Source organism: Nonomuraea fuscirosea, assembly GCF_003001935.1.
Lineage (GTDB): Bacteria > Actinomycetota > Actinomycetes > Streptosporangiales > Streptosporangiaceae > Nonomuraea > Nonomuraea fuscirosea.
Map to the genome: position 1 here is coordinate 1 of NZ_PVNG01000023.1, position 17,749 is coordinate 17,749.

Below are 17,749 nucleotides of genomic sequence, written 5' to 3' on the forward strand. Positions count from 1 at the left end.
ACCGAACAAGGCGACCACGACACCCTCATGACCCTCAACGGCCTCTACGCCGACCTCTACACCCTCCAAGCCGACGCCTACCGCTGACCTGCCGGTACTCAGGCCGGTCGCTGCCGTGCGCAACCCGGCGCAGGCCGGTCGCCGCCGCGCGCCCTCCGACTCAGGCCGGTCGCCGCCGCGCGCCCTCCGACTCAGGCCGGTCGCCGTCCCGCGCCGGACGGCGGGGCTCAGGACAGTGCCGCCTCGATCATCGCGCGCGCGACGGCCCCTACCGCGCCCGCCCGCGACCCCGGCCGTTCCAGCACCACCCCGACCGCCACCTCGGGCGCGCGCGCAGGCGCGAAGGCCGTCACCAGCGCGTGCTCGCCGCCGCCAGGCACGGTCGCGGCGGTGGCGGCCCTTGAGGCCACCCGCACCCCCGGGATCGCCGCCCCCAGGCCTCTGGCGGGCGTCGCGATCGTCATCATCGCCGCCAGGTAGCGGGCCAGCAGCGGCGGCACGGCCGTCCGGTACACCACGGGAGCGGCCCGGTTGATCATCGTGCCGTCCCGCAGCCGTACCTCCTCCACCAGGTACGGCCGCATCAGCACCCCGTCGTTCGCCACCGCCGCCGACAGCATGGCCACCATCAGCGGCGTCACCCTGTCGTCGTGGTGCCCGACGGCCGCCAGCGCCGTCTGGGCCCGGTCCAGGGCGAGCGGATACCGGCTCGGCACCGCGACCAGCGGGATCCGCAGGCTGCCCCCGTTGAAGCCGAACGCCTCCGCCTGGTCCCGCAGCAGGTCCTGCCCCAGCTGCAGCCCGATGCCGGCGAACGCGGTGTCGCACGACCTCCGGAACGCCAGCGCCAGCGTCGGCCGCCGGTGCGCGCAGTCGCCCGGATTGCGCAGGTACGTCGGCGTCCCTGGAAGGCGCAGCCGGGCCGGCGCGTCCACCAGGGCCGTGGGCGTGTACTCCCCCGACGCCAGCGCCGCCGCCGTGGTGACCAGCCGGAACGTGGCCCCGGGCGGATAGACGCGGTGCAGCGCCCGGTTGAGCAGGGGTCGCGCGGGAGCCGCGCGCAGCCGCCGCGCCGCCTCCTCCAGCCGCGCCCGGTCGAAGGTGGTCAGCGCGTTGGGGTCGTAGGAGGGATACGTGGCCAGCGCCTGGATCGCCCCGGTCGCCGGATCGATCGCCACCGCCGCCCCCGGCACCCCCGCGGCCGCGAGCCCCTGGTAGGCCGCCCGCTGCACCCGGTCCCTGACCGTCAGCCTGATGTCGGCCCCTTCGACGGTGCCGTGCCGGACCAGCGACCTGACCCTGACCTTGGGGTCGTCCCCCGACAGCACCGCGTCCAGGGCCTGTTCCATCCCCGTCGAGTGATGCAGCGACACGTGCCCGGTGAGCGCCGCGTACGGCTCGCCCCGCGGGTAGGCGCGCCGGTACCGGTAGGGCCCGGCGGCCGTGGGCAGGCTGGTGGCGACGAGGGTGCCGTCGTAGGTGCGGATGTCGCCGCGCGGGTGGCCGTACCTGGCGATCAGCGGGCGCTCGTTCCTGCGGTCGGCGTTGAGCGGGTACGTGCCGAACGCCTGGATGAGCGTGATGTGCGCCAGCAGGACGAAGAGCATCGCCGCACACACCCTGGCCACGCGGCCCAGGGGTACGTTGATCCACCTCGCCCTCGATCCAGCCATGGATCTTGGTCTACCCGCCAGGGCGCAAAGGGGGAGCTAGAGGACGCTTCGGTAGTAGGAAATCTTGTTCTTGATGTACTGCTGCCGCGCGGCGAGGTTCTGGATCTGACCCTGGACCTGCTGGTCGTGCTCCTCCAGCAGCTTGATCCGGTCGGGGATCGTGTGGTCGCCGGCGCGGACCAGCTCGGCGAAGCGCAACATCTGGGCGATGGGCATGCCGGTGTCGCGCAGGCACCGCACCGTGCCGAGCCAGCCGAGGTCCTCCTGGCTGAACCGGCGCTGCCCGGCCGCGTTGCGCCCGACGCGCTCCAGCAGGCCGATCTTCTCGTAGTAGCGGAGGGTGTCGATGCTGAATCCGGTCTCCTCGACGACCTCGGCAGGAGTGTAAACGCTCACGTCTCAAAGTATCCGACCTGGAGCGCACTCCAGGTCAACCGAATCCCGGCACCCGCCCGCCGGAGCAGTCCGATCCGGCGGCTTGACATGGAGCGCGCTCCAGCTCGCACGATCGGCGCATGAACATCGCACTCGGCACCATTCCGTTCGGCACCACCGTCGGTACGCGGGAGACCTTCGCCATCCTGGACCGGTTCCTCGACGCCGGCGGCACCATGATCGACACGGCCAACAACTACCCGTTCTGGGTCGAGGGCCGCTCGGGCGACGAGAGCGAGGAGGCCATCGGCGCCTGGCTGGCCGCCCGCGGCGTACGGGACCGGGTCTTCGTCAGCACGAAGGTCGGCGCCCGGCCGACCGTGCCCGGCGACCTCACCCTCGACTCGGCCGAGGGCCTGTCCGCGGCGACCGTCGCGCAGGGTGTAGAAGGCAGTCTCAGGAGATTGCGGACGGACTACATCGATGTGTATTGGTCGCACATCGAGGACCGGTCCGTCCCGCTGGAGGAGACTCTGGGCGCGTTCGACCAGCTGGCCAAGGCCGGCAAGGTCCGCGCCGTCGGGGCCAGCAACATGGCCGCGTGGCGGCTGGAGCGGGCCAGGAACGTCTCGGCGGCGCACGGCTGGACGCCCTACACCTACATCCAGCTGCGTCACACCTATCTGCGCCCGCGTCCCGGCACCAGGCCGGCCGAGGCGGGGCACCGGCTGGTCTCCGACGACCTGCTCGACTACCTGGCCGCCGAACCGGACCTGACGCTGTGGGCGTACAACACGCTGATGTTCGGCGCGTACACGCGGCCCGACCGGCCGATCGCGGAGATCTACGACCACCCGGGCACCGCCCGGCGGCTGGCCGTGCTGCACGAGGTGGCCGGCGAGCTGGGCGCGACCGCGAACCAGGTCGTGCTGGCCTGGCTGATGGCCGACGGCATCGTCCCGATCGTGGGCGTCTCCACGATGGAGCAGCTGGAGGAGGCCATCGGCGCCGCGGACCTGAAGCTGGACGCCGACCTGCGCGCCCGCCTCGACGACCCGAGCTGAGCCGGACGGCCGGGGTCAGGACAGGTGGCCGGCCAGGTAGCGGTGGACCAGTTGCTTGCACTCGGCGATGAGCCGGGGATCGCCCGCGGGATCGGCCCTGAAGGCGAGCTTGAGCACCGCGTCCGCGGCCTCGACGGCCACCAGCAGGGCCCGGTCGAGCCCTGGGCCCATGGGGGCGTCCAGGAAGTCCATGGTCAGCGCACGCAGGCGCTCGGCCACGACGACGTTGTTCTCCTGCGTCCCGTCGAGCGCCCGCCGGCTGCCCGCCACGATGGGCCCGCCGGGGGCGATGAGCACCTCGCCGAAGTCCACCACCGCGAACCCGGGCGTGCTGCGCTTCATGTCGACGAACTCGTCGATGGCGAGGTCGACCAGGTCGGTCCAGTGGCCGAGCGCGGCCTCGGGGATGCGTTCGACGATGCGCTGGAGGAACGCCTCCAGGTTGCGCCGCGCCAGGGCGCGGACCAGACCCTGCTTGTCGTGGAAGAACTGGTAGAACGTGCCGATCGGCACCTCCGCGCGGCGCGCGACCTCTTTGGTGGTCAGCGCCTCGTAGCCGACCTCGTCGAGCAGGAGTGCGCACTCGTCGAGCATCCGCTCCACCCGCTCGACGCTCCGGCGTTGCGCTGGCCTCCGGCGCAAGGTACTGGTCATGGCCCCATCCTGTCGTATACCGGGGACCTTGAGTCAGGGGGTTTGAGCACGATTAACATGAGCCTTACTCGCGTGAGAGGAAGGCCGAGCATGTTCCTCTGGGGTACGGCCACGGCGGCCTACCAGATCGAAGGCGCCGCCCGGGAGGACGGCAGAGGCCCCTCGATCTGGGACACCTTCGCCCACGAACCGGGCCGCACCAGGGACGGGCACACCGGCGACGTGGCCTGCGACCACTACCACCGCTGGCCCGAGGACGTGGCCCTCATGGCGGGCCTCGGCGTGAACGCCTACCGCTTCTCGATCGCCTGGCCGCGCGTGCTGCCCATGGGCGCGGGCGAGGTCAACCGGCGCGGCCTGGACTTCTACGACCGCCTGGTGGACGCCCTGCTGGCCGAGGGCGTGCAACCGGTGCCGACGCTGTTCCACTGGGACCTGCCGCAGGCGCTGGAGGAGCGCGGCGGCTGGATGGACCGGGACGTCTCCGCCCTCTTCGCCGAGTACGCCGCCACGGTCGCCGCCCGCCTGGCCGACCGCGTCCCGCTGTGGATCACCCTCAACGAGCCGTTCGTGCACATGGCCTTCGGCTACGCCATGGGCGTCCACGCCCCCGGCCGCCTCCTCATGAACGGCGCCCTGCCCGCCGCCCACCACCAGCTGCTCGGCCACGGCCTGGCGGTGCAGGCGCTCAGGGCGGCCGGCGCGGGCCAGGTGGCGCTCACCAACAACTGCACCCCCGTCTGGCCGGCCTCCGCGCGGGAGGAGGACGTCGCGGCCGCCGAAGCGTACGACATCCTGCACAACCGCCTGTTCAACGACCCCGTGCTGCTCGGCGAGTATCCCGACCTGTCCGCCTACACCGGCTCCCTGGACTTCGTGCAGGACGGCGACCTGAAGACCATCGCGGCCCCGCTGGACGCTCTGGGGATCAACTACTACAACCCCACCCGGATCGCCGCCCCGACCGACGCCGGCCTGCCCTTCGACGACGCGGGCGTCACCGGCTACCCGACGACCGCCTTCGGCTGGCCGGTCGTCCCCGACGGCCTGCGCGAGCTCCTGACCGGCCTTAGGGCCCGCTACGGCGCGGCGCTGCCGCCGATCCTCATCACCGAGAACGGCTGCTCCCAGCCGGACGAACTTACCGAAAACGGCACGGTCGAGGACGAGGCCCGCGTCGACTTCCTCGACCGGCACATCGCCGCCATGCGGCAGGCCATGGCCGAGGGCGTGGACGTGCGCGGCTACTTCGTCTGGTCGCTGCTGGACAACTTCGAGTGGGCCGAGGGCTACCACCAGCGCTTCGGCCTGGTGCACGTGGACTTCGCCACCGGCCGCCGCACGCCGAAGCGGTCCTACCGCTGGTTCAAGGAGTTCCTGGAGCGGCAGAACCCGTGATCACAGGGGGTGGCGAGCGTCAGAACACCGACACGTGAACGTGGTCGTAGTGGTTGGCGGTCACGCCGCCGCGGTTGGACATCGGGTCCCAGCCGCCGCCTGACCGGATGTCGTAGTAGCGCTGCTTCCAGATGATGTACATGACGCCGAGCCGGCCGCCGTTCTTGATCAGCCAGGCGGCCAGCGCGTCGCCGTTGGCCGCGTTGTTCCCGCCGGCCATGGTGCCGCCGGGCGACATCATGAAGTCGCAGGCCCGGCCCTTGCCGTGCTCGCCGGGGTCGCCGGGGCGCAGGCAGCCGACGCCGTACTTCATCGGGAAGTTGGCCATGATCTCGGCGCGGACGGAGATCATCCGGGGCGTCAGGCCCTCGGCGCCGCCGGGCTGCTGGAAGCCGTACTTGGCGAGGAGCTTCTCGATGTCCTTGCGCCGGCTCTGCATCTGCCTGATCTCTTTGCGCAGCTTCTCGATCTTCTCGTTGGCGTTGAGCTTGGCGTCGTTGGACTTGGCGATCAGTTTCTTGATCGCCTCGACCTTCTTGGCCCGCTCGTTGGCCATGAAGGTCATCGTGGCGGCCTGCCCGAGCATCTTGGTGGGGTCGGTGCTGGGCGTGAGCAGCTGGGTGTTGTCGAGCGGGCCGACCATGTAGGCCGTCTGGGCGATCCGGCTGACCTCGGCCTGGGCGGCGCGGAGCTGGGCCTGGAGGCCGCCCGAGGTGTCGGTGGCCTTCTTGGCCTGGAGCCTGATCTCCTCCAGGCTCTGGATCTGACCCCGGTAGCGCTCGCTCAGCTGGGCCGCCTGCCGGGTGAGTCTGCGCAGCTCAGCGGGGCTGGGATCGGCCGCGGCCGGGGTGGGCGCGGGCAACCCGACCAGCCCGGCGAGGACGGTGACAAGAACGGCGGTCCGCCAGATCCTCACACCCGCCCCCTCCCCTCATAGACGGACCGAAACTATAGAAGATGATCTTGATCTCTGTCATCCGAACGACGGAACTGCTGCCCCTTTGGCGAAGTTTTGTGTGTTTGTCCGACTTAATGCGGACCTAAAAGTTGGGCCTTGCCTGAAACGCTCCAACCGTCTGGGATGGCGATCGTTCTCCGTCTCTGCGAAGGGGCAGACCGTGTCTCGAACTTTGACCCTCGCCGCGGCCGTCATCCTCGGCTTAGGCACCTCTCTCGTGGCCTCGACGGCCGAAGCCTCCGTGGATCCGCTGCCGGCCCGCGACCGTCTGGAGCTCTACCAGCTCGAAAGCCCGCCGGGCACCGCGCAGGCCCTCAGGGAGAAGGGCTTCGACGTCGTACAGCAGCAGAACAAGGGCGACAAGGAGCACATCGAGCTGACCGCGGCCCAGACGGACCTCGCCGCCCTGGCCAAGCTCGGCCACAAGCCCGAGCCCGTGCGCAACCCGCAGGGCCAGACCCAGCTGGAGGCCGCCAGGGCGCAGGCCGCGGGCGGTTACACCGTCTACAAGTCCTACTCCGAGCGCGGCGGCATCGCCGACCAGCTCAAGGCGATAGCGGCGGCCAACAAGGACGTCGTCAAGCTGCAGTCCATCGGCAAGACGCTGCGCGGCCAGGACATCCTGGCCGCCAAGGTCTCGACCGGCGCGAGGCTGCTGCCCGACGGGCTCAAGCCCGCCGCCCTCTACTCGGCCACCCAGCACGCCCGCGAGTGGATCGCGACCGAGGTCGACATGCGGCTGCTCAAGCACGTGGTCGCGAACAAGCGCGCGCTGCGGGACCTGCTCAACACGACCGAGCTGTGGTTCGTCCCGGTGGCCAACCCCGACGGCTACGACTTCACCTTCACCGAGGGCAACCGCCTGTGGCGCAAGAACCTGCGCGACAACAACGGCGACGGCCAGATCACCGGCGGCGACGGCGTCGACCCGAACCGGAACTTCCCCACGAACTTCCACTACGACGAGGAAGGCTCGTCGAGCATCCCCAGCAGCGAGACCTTCCGCGGCGCCGGCCCGGCCAGCGAGCCGGAGACCAGGGCCATGGACGGCCTGCTGCGCAAGGTCAAGTTCGAGACGCAGCTCAACTACCACTCCTACGGCCCGCTGCTGCTCTACCCGAGCGGCTTCCAGATCGCCACGGAGACCGCCGACAACCCGATCTACGAGGCGCTCACCGGCGACGACGTCAGGCCCGCGGTGCCCGGCTTCGACCCCGACCTCGGCGCGGAGCTGTACACGACCAACGGCGACACCAACGACCACGCCCACGCCCGCTACGGGACGCTGTCCTGGACGCCGGAGCTGAACGAGGGCTGCGACGGCTGCGGCTTCGTCTTCCCCGACGACGAGGCGCTCGTGCAGGCCGAGTTCGAGAAGAACCTGCCGTTCGCCCTCGACGTGGCGAAGTCCGCGGTCAACCCGGTCGAGCCGGTCACCCACCTGGGCAACAGGACGCCCGACTTCGTCACCGACCCGTTCGAGATCAGCCACGGCAAGGAGCAGGTCGTCGAGGTCAACGCCAAGCGCAAGCTCGGCCCGGTGTTCCTGAACTACCAGGTCAACGGCGGCCGCACCAAGACCGCCGGCACCTCGGAGTGGAAGGGCGGCGAACGGTACGGCGCGGGCTACGACCGCTACTACCACCGCCTGCGCGGCAAGATCACCGGCACGAAGGCCGGTGACAGGGTCAAGGTCTGGTTCAGCTCGATCGGCAGGAAGAGCTCCGACTTCACCTATAAGGTCGCCACCGACATCGGCGGCAAGGTGCTGGTGCTGGCCACCGAGGACGTCACCGGCCTCAGCCCGGCGCAGGGCGTGACCGAGGCCAAGTACGCCGGCGACTACGCCGCCGCGCTCCAGGCCGCCGGCTACAGCTCCGACGTGTACGACATGGACAAGGCCGGCCGCAAGGCCCCGCACCCGCTGGGCGTGCTCAGCCACTACAAGGCCGTGATCTGGGAGACCGGCGACGACGTCATCCCGAGGTCGGAGGGCCAGGTGCCCGGCACCACCTCCAAGGGCGGCGTGGACACCGAACTGGCCGTCCGCGACTACCTGAACGAGGGCGGCAAGGTGCTGCACGCGGGCAAGTACCCGTCGTACGCGGCCAACTTCAACGGCTCCTACTACTACGAGCCCGACCAGCCGGAGAACCCCGAGTGCACGGTGGACGACGATCCGCCCTGCATCCCGGTCTTCAACGACTTCCAGCAGTACTGGCTGGGCGCGTACGTCTTCTTCGACAACGCCGGCACCGACCAGGCCACCGGGCAGCCGTTCGCCCTCCAGGGCAGCGCCGGCAAGTTCGCCGGGTTCGACGGCACGATCGCGCCCGACCACACCCAGTCGTTCGTGGCCACCTCGGCCATCCTGCCCGCCGCCCAGTTCCCCAGGTTCGCCAGTTCGGCCCCGGTGAAGTGGGTGCGCCCCGGCGGCCCGTTCGACCCGCACACCGGCTCCTGGGACGTCTACAGCGGCATCGCCGACGTCTCCTGGAAGCGGCTGACCAGGACCATCGACCTGACCGGCAAGTCGAGCGGCGACCTGTCGTTCTGGACCTCGTACGACACCGAGTTCCACTGGGACTTCCTGACGGTCGAGGCGCGCACGGCGGGCGGCGACGACTGGACCACGCTGCCCGACGCCAACGGGCACACCACGCAGGACGTCGGTGACAGCTGCCTGACCGAGAACAGCGGCGGCTGGCGCACGATCCACCCGTTCACCCAGCGCTACCAGGGCGAGAACTGCGAGGCGACGGGCAGCTCCGGCGCCTGGCACGCGGCCTCGGGCAACTCCTCCGGCTGGCAGCAGTGGAAGATCGACCTGACCCCGTACGCGGGCAAGCAGGTCGAGATCTCCATCTCCTACATCAGCGACTGGGCCACCCAGGGCGCGGGCGTCTTCCTGGACGACTTCGCCATCACCCTGGACGGCGCGGCGGCGGAGACGACGTCGTTCGAGTCGGACCTGGGCGGCTGGGCCGCCGGGGCCGCGCCCGAGGGCAGCGCGCCGTCGATCAACAACTGGTTCCGCACGGACCAGGTGTTCGAGGAGGGCGCGGGCGTCGTGACCGAGGACACCGTGTACCTCGGCTTCGGCGTCGAGTCCATCGCCGACCCGGCCAAGCGGGCGGACCTGGTCAAGCGGTCCATGCAGCACCTGCTCGGCGGCCGTCGCTGACATGTGCGTGAGGGGCGCGGCGCGTGCTGCCGCGCCCCTCTTGCGCGTGCGGACAGAACATGATTCGGTCACCATGAGGACTGCACGCAGCAAGCAAGCATTCGGTCAAGTGAGAGGCTCCACGACATGCGCCGGCACGAGAAGCTGTTCATCGGGGGCGAATGGGTGGCCCCTGCGGGCACCGGAACGATAGAGGTCATCTCCCCCCATACCGAAGAGGTCGTGGGCAGCGTGCCGGAAGGCACCACCGAGGACATGGACCGCGCGGTCGCCGCCGCCAGGCAGGCGTTCGACCACGGGCCCTGGCCGCGCATGACGTTCGCGGAGCGGGCGGAGGTCATCGGCAGGCTGGCCGCGATCTACAACGAGCGCCAGGGCGAGATGGCCCGGATCATCACCGAGGAGATGGGCTCGCCGATCTCCTTCTCCAACCTCGCGCAGGCGCCGCAGCCGCTCGGCATGCTGCAGTACTACGCCGAACTGGGCAAAACATTCGAGCAGGAGGAGCAGCGGCCGGGCCTGTTCGGCCCGATCACCGTGCGCAGGGAGCCCGTCGGCGTGGTCGCGGCCGTGGTGCCGTGGAACGTGCCCCAGTTCGTGACCATGACCAAGGTCGCCCCCGCGCTGCTGGCCGGCTGCGCCATCGTGCTCAAGCCGGCGCCCGAGACGCCGCTGGACGCGTACCTGCTGGCCGAGTGGGCGGCCGAGGCCGGCCTCCCTGCGGGCGTGCTCAACGTCGTGGTCGCCGGCCGCGAGGTGGGCGAGCACCTCGTCTCCCACCCCGGCGTGGACAAGGTCGCCTTCACCGGCTCGACCGCCGCCGGCCGGCGCATCGCCGCCGTCTGCGGCGAGCAGCTCAAGCGGGTCAGCCTGGAGCTCGGCGGCAAGTCCGCCGCGATCATCCTGGACGACGCCGACCTGCCCGCCAGCATGGGTTTCCTGACCATGGCCTCCCTGATGAACAACGGGCAGGCGTGCGTCGCGCAGACCCGCATCCTGGCTTCCCGCAACCGCTACGACGAGGTCGTGGACGCCGTCGCGGGCATGGTCAACGGCCAGGCCGTCGGCGACCCCGCCGACCCGGCGACCGGCATCGGGCCGCTGGTGGCCAAGCGGCAGCAGGACCGGGTCGAGGGCTACATCAAGATCGGCATGGACGAGGGCGCCAAGGTCGTCGTCGGCGGCCTCGACCGGCCGTACGACCGCGGCTGGTACGTCTCCCCCACCGTCTTCGCCGGGGTCTCCAACGACATGCGCATCGCCCGCGAGGAGATCTTCGGGCCCGTGCTGGCGGTGATCCCGTACGAGGACGAGGCGGACGCCGTACGCATCGCCAACGACAGCGACTACGGCCTGGCCGGAACGGTGTGGACGGCCGACACCGAGCACGGCATGGACGTGGCCAGGCAGGTCCGTACGGGAACGTACGGGGTGAACTGCTTCATGCTGGAGACCAACGCGCCCTTCGGCGGCTACAAGGCCAGCGGCGTCGGGCGCGAACTGGGCCCGGAGGGGCTGAACAGCTACCTGGAGTACAAGACGATCGCCCGCCTGGGCTGACTCCAGAAGCGTAGGGAAAGGGCCCCGCATCCCCTGCGGGGCCCTTTCACGCGGGATGGGCACCCAGCGCGCCCCCGCGACGCTGGGCAACCGCCCGACTACAGCAGTATGTCCCACGTCCACCGCAGCGACGGTTTCCGTCCCCAGGGACTTTCTCCCGGCGGTTTCCTGCCATCCGCCCTAGGTAGACGCTTTTCACTCAGGAAAAGTTCGAAGAGATCCATTTGCCGATTCTGCGGACCAGTTCCGGGGTGGCCGCCGCCTCCGCGTGACCGTATCCGGGCTCGATCCAGAGCTCCTTCGGCTCCTTCGCGCCGGCGTACAACTGCCGGGGATGATCCAGCGGGAAGAAGGCGTCGGCGTCCCCGTGCACGATCAGCAGCGGCGTCGGCGAGATGAGGCCGGCCGCCTCGTGCGGGGGCATCGGGATCGGGTCCCACCGGCCGCTGGCGATCCTCGTGCGCTTGGCCACCCGCGCCGCCCACCGGCCCAGCGGCCGCTCGATCGCCCAGTGCACCTGGCGCATCGGCTTCGTGCCCCGGTAGTACCAGCGGGCCGGGCCGCTCACCGCCACCACCGCGTCCACCCCGCCGCGCAGCCCGGCGTGCCGGACGGCCACCGAGGCCCCCATGGAGAAGCCCACCACGGCGATCCTTGCGTAGCCGATCACGCGGGCGTGCCTGACCGCGGCCTCCACGTCGAGGATCTCCCGGTCGCCGACCGTGGTCTCGCCGCCGGAGCGCCCGTGACCCCTGAAGTCGAACGCGACCACGCCGCCGTACCCGCTCAGCACGTGCACGATGCGGCGCGCCGTGCGCTCCCGCCACGAACCGGTGAAACCGTGCGCCACGACGATGCCGACGTCCGTACGGGCGGACGGCGTGTGCGCGGCGTCGATGCGGACCCCGTCCTCGGTTCTGAGCATGACGGGGAAGCTGGGCGCGAAAGGCATGGGATCGAGCTTATGGTCGCACCGCCTTTCCCCAGCGCCCGGCCACCCCGGTCGTGGTCCTCCCGCGCCCGACCGCGCCTGTCATGGTTCTTCCGCGCCCGACCGCCTCGATTCGTGGTCAGCGGCCCGTCGGGCACGACGGCGATGCGCCGCTCAGCTCCGCGACGCTCATCACGATCCGTACCCGCGACTCCTCGGCCGCGTCGAGCGCCCGCTGGACGTTGGAGATCATCACCCGGGCCGCGCTCTCCTGGATGCGGTCCCGCAGCGTGGCCTGGTCGAGATCGACCGGCAGGGGCCAGGCGACGCCGTCGGCCGCGATCACCGCGTGGGTCGCCACCAGCAGGTCGGGGCCGACGGGCAGGCAGATGAGCACGGTGTCTCCAGCGCGCACTCCCTTGTGCCGCAGCCGGACGGCCGCGACCGCGGACCTCTCGTCCAGCTGCTCCTCGGTGAGCTTCAGGCCGGTGCCCGAGTCCACCATCACGATGCGCTGATCCATGGGGCCCACCGTAAAGAGGGCATCTCAGGCACACATGGGGCGGAATATGCAGATCCCTATGCAGAAGCGTGCGCCTACCCGGAGCCGCTCGACCGCTCGGCCGCCCACACCGCGATCTGCGCGCGGGAGGTGTAGCCGAGCTTCTCCATGATGTTGGCGATGTGCCGCGCGACCGTCGCGGGGCTGATCACCAGCTCACCCGCGATGCCCCGGTTCGACAAGCCGCGGGTGAGCAGGCCGGCGATCTCCTGCTCGCGGGCGGTCAGCACCGAGTGCCTGACCGGCTCGGCCGTCACCGGCGCCTTCGCCGCCTTCGGCGGCAGCCGCTCGCCCGCCAGCACCCGGCGGGCGGCGACGTCGGGGCACATCGCCCGCCCCCGCGACCACAACGAGGTCGTACGGCCGTCGCCCAGCTTCGTCCTGGCCCGCCCGAGCAGCTCCTCGAACCTCGTCGTGGCGGAGTGCTGCCCGATCGACTCGCGCAGCCCGGCGGCCGCGGCGGCGGCCAGCACCGCCCCCTCCAGGTCGCCCTCGCACTCGGCCAGCACCGACAGCCCCACCAGGCAGCGGGCCACGGCCTGGCGCTGCCCCGTCGCCCGCGCGATGTCCGTGCCGGCCGCCAGCCGCTCGCGCGCGCTGCCGAACTCGTGCAGCATCGCCGCGACCCGGCCGGTCCTGGCCAGGCAGCGGGACAGTTCGAGGTCGCTGCCGAGCTCGCTCAGCCACGGCACGGCCGTCTCGTACCGGGTCCTGGCGGCGGCCAGGTCGCCCCTGGCCTCGGCCACCGCGCCGAGCTGGACCGCGGTCCTGGCCATCAGCCAGCGGTGGCCGTGCTCACCGGCCCGCGCCAGCGCCTCCTCCCCGTGCCGCTGCGCCTCGCGCAACCGGCCGCGGACCAGCGCCACCGCCGACAGCCCGGCCAGGCTCGCCGCCTGGTTCCACCGGTCGCCGGAGCGGGTGGCGACGGTCAGACCCTCCTCGGCGTGGTGCGCCGCCTCCTCCGCGCGGCCCATGCGCAGCAGCACCACGACGACGAGGTTGTGCATGACACAGCGCGGGAAGTCGTCGTCGGGCGCCATCTCGGCCAGGCTGCGCCTGGCCGTCTCCAGCGACCGGCTCAGCTCGTCCTTCGCCTCCAGGCCGTAGGCGAGGTAGGCCATGGCGTGCGCGATCTGCTCGGCGGGCACGCCGGTCGTGTCGAGCGACAGCAGCCGCTCGATCCAGCCGACGATCTCCCTGAGGTTGCCGCCCAGCGGCAGCAGCCCCGTGCTGGTCTGGCAGAGGCGCAGGCCGAGCAGCACGTCACCGGACTCGGCCGCCCATTCGAGCGCCACCCGCTGGTCGTCGATCAGCTCGCGGCTCGCGATCAGCGCCTCGAACCTGCGCGGCCAGGGCACGCCCGGCTCGACCACCTCGGTGGCGAAGTGGCGCTCCTGCAGCGCGCAGAGCACGTGCAGGTGCCGCTCGCGCAGGACCTCCCGCTCGCCGGCCTGGCGCAGGCGTTCGAGCGCGTAACGCTTGATGGTCTCCAGCAGCCGGTAGCGCCTGCGGCCCTCGTCGCAGAGCACGAGCGACTTGTCCACCAGGCCGCCGAGCAGCTCGACGATCTCGTTCGCGGCGATGGGCCGCTCGGCGCAGACCTGCTCGGCCAGCAGGAGGTCGAAGTCGCCGGCGAACACCGACAGGCGGCGCAGCAGCACCTGCTCCTTGGCCGCGAGCAGGTCGTAGCTCCACTCCACCGCCCCGAGCAGCGTGCGCTGGCGGGCCGGGGCGGTACGCCCGCCGGTGGTGAGCAGCGAGAACCGGTCGTCGATGCGGTCGGCGATCTGGCCGGGACTGAGCAGGCTGGTGCGGGCCGCGGCCAGCTCGATCGCCAGCGGCAGCCCGTCGAGCGCCCGGCACAGGCGCACCACGTCGGCCAGGCTGGCGCCGTCGAGCCTGGTGCCGGCGGCGGTCGCGCGGTCCATGAACAGCTGCACGGACTCGGCGTCGGCGGCCCCCTCGTCGGGCAGGTCGAGCGGCGGCACCCGCCAGATCAGCTCGCTGGCGATGCGCAGCGGCTCTCTGCTGGTGGCCAGCACCCGCAGCGACGGGCAGCCCGCCACCAGCGCCGCGACCACCTCCGCGCACCGGTGGACCAGGTGCTCGCAGTTGTCGAGCAGCAGCAGGCAGCGCTGCTCGCGCAGCCGCGCCGTGACCGTGCCGAGCAGCGGCCGGCCGGCCTCCTCGCGCACGCCGAGCACGCGGGCGATCTCCTGCTCGACCAGCTCGGCCCGGCCGAACCTGGCCAGCTCGACCAGCCACACGCCGTCGGGATAGGCGGGCACGAGCCGGGCGGCGACCCGCAGCGCCAGCCGGGTCTTGCCGATCCCGCCGACGCCGCACAACGTGACCACGCGCGTGTCGCCGACCAGGTCGTGCAGGTCGTCGAGGTCACGCTCGCGCCCGACGAAGCGGTTGGGCTCCGCCGGAAGGTTGTGCCGGGGGGTCTCTGGCATGTGCTCACCCTGCGTCGCGGAAGGATCACGCTCTTCCACAGTGTCGCACTTTTCACAGGCCAAGCGAGCTCACGACCGCCCTTTCGTCGACGACGCGCAGAACCGGATTCCCGAGCAGCCTTCTGGCCAGGTCGTACGGGGCCACGACCACGGTCGCCCGGCGCTCCTGGGCCAGCACGCGGCAGCCGACCAGGCTCGGCTCGTGGGCGACCACGACGTGGGCGCCTGACATCATGGCTAAATCGATCACCCGCAGCCCGCGGAACGGCTCGCTGACGGCGCTGATCAGGACGTCGTCCTTGGCGATCACCAGCCGGGTGGCCAGTCTGCGCAGGTCGGTCGTCAGCTCGGTGTTGTCGAGCAACCGCTCGCCGTCGAGCGTGAGCGCGGGCCCCGCGAGCGGCCCGAACTCGACGGCGCCGCTGGACAGCAGCTCACCGAACGGCCTGGCGCCAGGCGCGGGCAGGAACGAGAAGACCTGGTCGACCTTGGCCTCGGCGGGGTCGTGCCCCTCGTGCGCGATCATGAAGCGGGACGCCCCCGAGGCCGACAGGACCGCGGTGCCGCCGGCCCAGGCCACGGCGTGCACCGCCACCGGAAGATGGGCGCCCTGGGGGACGTCGACCAGCACCCGCTCGCCGTAACGCAGACCGAGCGCGCGCAGGCCCGCCGCGGCGCGGGTGACCCGTCTCGCGAAGGCCGCGTAGGACAGCACGTCGCCGGTCCTGACGTCGCTCACCGCCGGCTGATCGCCCTGCGTCGGAGCAGCGGACATAACCAGCTCAGTCCAGGTCATGCGCTCAATGTAAAGAGCCTGGCCGTCCCTGCCATGCGCAAGAATGTGCAACCGGCTATGTAGCCGGTCATGAACAGGTACGGGCGGGCCCCGTCGTCCCGCTCCTGCCATCTGAGGGGATCAACTAGACTTATGAGGTCGCGACTTCGCGCGGCCGCCCCCACCGAACACAGAGCGAGACGTCATCATGCCTTTGAACAGCCGCGACGACCTGCGGAACATCGCGATCATCGCGCACGTCGACCATGGCAAGACCACGCTCGTCGACGCCATGCTCTGGCAGTCCGGGGCGTTCCGCGCCAACCAGGACGTCGACGACCGGGTCATGGACTCCAACGACCTGGAGCGCGAGAAGGGCATCACCATTCTCGCCAAGAACACCGCCGTCAAGCACGGCGGCATGACCATCAACATCATCGACACCCCGGGCCACGCCGACTTCGGCGGCGAGGTCGAGCGCGGGCTGTCCATGGTCGACGGCGTGGTGCTGCTGGTCGACGCCTCCGAGGGGCCGCTGCCGCAGACCCGGTTCGTGCTGCGCAAGGCCCTGGCCGCCAAGATGCCGGTCATCCTGTGCATCAACAAGGTCGACCGGCCCGACGCCCGCATCAAGGAGGTCGTGGACGAGGTCTACGAGCTGTTCATGGACCTCGACGCCACGGAGGAGCAGATCGACTTCCCGATCGTCTACGCCTCCGCCAAGGCGGGCCGGGCCTCCATGGCGCGCCCCGACGACGGCGGCATGCCCGACTCGGAGGACCTCGAGCCGCTGTTCGACATCATCAAGTCGACGATCCCGGCGCCCACCTTCGACCCGAGCGCGCCGCTGCAGGCCCACGTCACCAACCTCGACGCCTCCTCCTACCTCGGCCGCATCGCGCTGTGCCGGATCCACCAGGGCGTCATGCGCAAGGGCCAGCAGGTGGCCTGGTGCCGCACCGACGGCTCGATCCAGCGCGTCAAGATCACCGAGCTGCTCATGACCGAGGCGCTGGAGCGCAAGCCCGCCGAGGAGGCAGGACCCGGCGACATCATCGCCATCGCCGGCATCCCCGAGATCATGATCGGCGAGACGCTGGCCGACCCCGACGACCCGCGCCCGCTGCCGCTGATCACGGTCGACGAGCCGGCCATCTCCATGACCATCGGCACCAACACCTCGCCCCTGGTGGGCAAGGTCAAGGGTTCGAAGGTCACCGCCCGCATGGTGAAGGACCGCCTCGAGAAGGAGCTCGTCGGCAACGTCTCGCTGCGCGTGCTGCCCACCGACCGGCCCGACGCCTGGGAGGTGCAGGGCCGCGGCGAGCTGGCGCTGGCCATCCTGGTGGAGCAGATGCGCCGCGAGGGCTACGAGCTGACCGTCGGCAAGCCGCAGGTGGTCACCAAGACCATCGACGGCAAGGTGCACGAGCCGGTCGAGCGGCTGACGGTCGACTGCCCCGAGGAATACCTCGGCGCGGTCACGCAGCTGCTGGCGGTGCGCAAGGGCCGGATGGAGCACATGACCAACCACGGCACCGGCTGGATCCGGATGGAGTTCGTGGTGCCGGCCAGGGGCCTGATCGGCTTCCGTACCGAGTTCCTCACCGAGACCCGCGGCACCGGCCTGGTGCACCACGTCTTCGACTCCTACGAGCCGTGGTTCGGCGAGCTGCGCACCCGCAACAACGGCTCGCTGGTGGCCGACAGGTCCGGACCGGTGACCGCGTTCGCCATGCTCAACCTCCAGGAGCGCGGCACGCTGTTCGTCTCGCCCACGACCGAGGTCTACGAGGGCATGATCGTCGGAGAGAACTCCCGGTCCGACGACATGGACGTCAACATCACCAAGGAGAAGAAGCTCACCAACATGCGCTCCTCCACCAGTGAGGAGACGGAGAAGGTGATCCCGCCGCGCGTCCTGTCGCTGGAGCAGGCGCTCGAGTTCATCCGCGAGGACGAGTGCGTGGAGATCACGCCGGAGCACGTGCGCATCCGCAAGGTCGTCCTCGACGCCTCCGTCCGGGGCCGCGCCGCCGCCCGCGCCAAGCGCGGAAGCTGACTCCGCCGAAGGCCGCGTTCGGCCCGCTGCATGCGGGCGGAACGCGGCCTTCGCGCTGAGACGCGCGAGAAGACCTCGGCCCGGCCGCGGGCGT

Annotated in this window: 13 protein-coding genes; 5 read left to right on the forward strand and 8 right to left on the reverse strand. The window is 71.0% G+C overall.

Annotated features, from left to right (window positions below):
- Positions 1-227: 227 nt before the first annotated feature.
- Complete coding sequence (locus tag B0I32_RS41895) at positions 228-1,673, reverse strand: penicillin-binding transpeptidase domain-containing protein (protein WP_245956365.1); 1,446 nt, start codon at positions 1,671-1,673, stop codon at positions 228-230.
- Positions 1,674-1,709: 36 nt separating this feature from the next.
- A complete protein-coding gene (locus B0I32_RS41900; RefSeq protein WP_106249211.1) occupies positions 1,710-2,069 on the reverse strand; it encodes a MerR family transcriptional regulator in 360 nt (119 codons plus the stop codon).
- Between the two features lie 119 nt (positions 2,070-2,188).
- Here B0I32_RS41900 and B0I32_RS41905 point away from each other — a divergent pair, with 119 nt between their 5' ends.
- Positions 2,189-3,112 (forward strand): aldo/keto reductase, encoded by a 924-nt coding sequence (locus tag B0I32_RS41905; protein ID WP_106249212.1) that lies wholly within the window; start codon positions 2,189-2,191, stop codon positions 3,110-3,112.
- 15 nt (positions 3,113-3,127) lie between these two features.
- Here B0I32_RS41905 and B0I32_RS41910 read toward each other — a convergent pair whose 3' ends face one another.
- Positions 3,128-3,766 carry a TetR/AcrR family transcriptional regulator gene (locus tag B0I32_RS41910; protein ID WP_106249214.1) on the reverse strand — a complete coding sequence of 213 codons (639 nt, stop codon included), beginning with the start codon at positions 3,764-3,766 and terminating at the stop codon, positions 3,128-3,130.
- A gap of 90 nt (positions 3,767-3,856) precedes the next feature.
- On the opposite strand from B0I32_RS41910, the gene B0I32_RS41915 reads away from it, so the two are divergent.
- Positions 3,857-5,164 (forward strand): GH1 family beta-glucosidase, encoded by a 1,308-nt coding sequence (locus B0I32_RS41915; RefSeq protein ID WP_181308383.1) that lies wholly within the window; start codon positions 3,857-3,859, stop codon positions 5,162-5,164.
- A gap of 19 nt (positions 5,165-5,183) precedes the next feature.
- Here B0I32_RS41915 and B0I32_RS41920 read toward each other — a convergent pair whose 3' ends face one another.
- Entirely contained in the window at positions 5,184-6,080 is an 897-nt protein-coding gene (locus B0I32_RS41920; RefSeq protein ID WP_106249217.1) for a VldE C-terminal domain-containing protein, read from the reverse strand.
- A 202-nt stretch (positions 6,081-6,282) separates the two neighbouring features.
- On the opposite strand from B0I32_RS41920, the gene B0I32_RS41925 reads away from it, so the two are divergent.
- Both B0I32_RS41925 and B0I32_RS41930 read left to right on the forward strand, forming a co-directional pair.
- Positions 6,283-9,306 (forward strand): M14 family metallopeptidase, encoded by a 3,024-nt coding sequence (locus tag B0I32_RS41925; RefSeq protein ID WP_245956366.1) that lies wholly within the window; start codon positions 6,283-6,285, stop codon positions 9,304-9,306.
- A 126-nt stretch (positions 9,307-9,432) separates the two neighbouring features.
- Positions 9,433-10,866 (forward strand): aldehyde dehydrogenase, encoded by a 1,434-nt coding sequence (locus tag B0I32_RS41930; RefSeq protein WP_106249219.1) that lies wholly within the window; start codon positions 9,433-9,435, stop codon positions 10,864-10,866.
- Between the two features lie 199 nt (positions 10,867-11,065).
- Here B0I32_RS41930 and B0I32_RS41935 read toward each other — a convergent pair whose 3' ends face one another.
- From B0I32_RS41935 to B0I32_RS41950, 4 genes are all read right to left on the reverse strand, one after another.
- The gene (locus B0I32_RS41935) at positions 11,066-11,818 is read right to left on the reverse strand and encodes an alpha/beta hydrolase (RefSeq protein ID WP_245956367.1); all 753 of its coding nucleotides are present in this window, start codon (positions 11,816-11,818) and stop codon (positions 11,066-11,068) included.
- Between the two features lie 118 nt (positions 11,819-11,936).
- On the reverse strand, positions 11,937-12,320 hold the full coding sequence (locus B0I32_RS41940) for an AMP-binding protein (protein ID WP_106249220.1): 384 nt from the start codon (positions 12,318-12,320) through the stop codon (positions 11,937-11,939).
- Positions 12,321-12,394: 74 nt separating this feature from the next.
- On the reverse strand, positions 12,395-14,818 hold the full coding sequence (locus B0I32_RS61170) for a LuxR C-terminal-related transcriptional regulator (protein WP_106249222.1): 2,424 nt from the start codon (positions 14,816-14,818) through the stop codon (positions 12,395-12,397).
- A 52-nt stretch (positions 14,819-14,870) separates the two neighbouring features.
- On the reverse strand, positions 14,871-15,614 hold the full coding sequence (locus B0I32_RS41950) for an AMP-binding protein (protein WP_181308385.1): 744 nt from the start codon (positions 15,612-15,614) through the stop codon (positions 14,871-14,873).
- 187 nt (positions 15,615-15,801) lie between these two features.
- On the opposite strand from B0I32_RS41950, the gene typA reads away from it, so the two are divergent.
- Entirely contained in the window at positions 15,802-17,655 is a 1,854-nt protein-coding gene (gene typA, locus B0I32_RS41955) for a translational GTPase TypA (RefSeq protein WP_106249225.1), read from the forward strand.
- Positions 17,656-17,749: the final 94 nt, after the last annotated feature.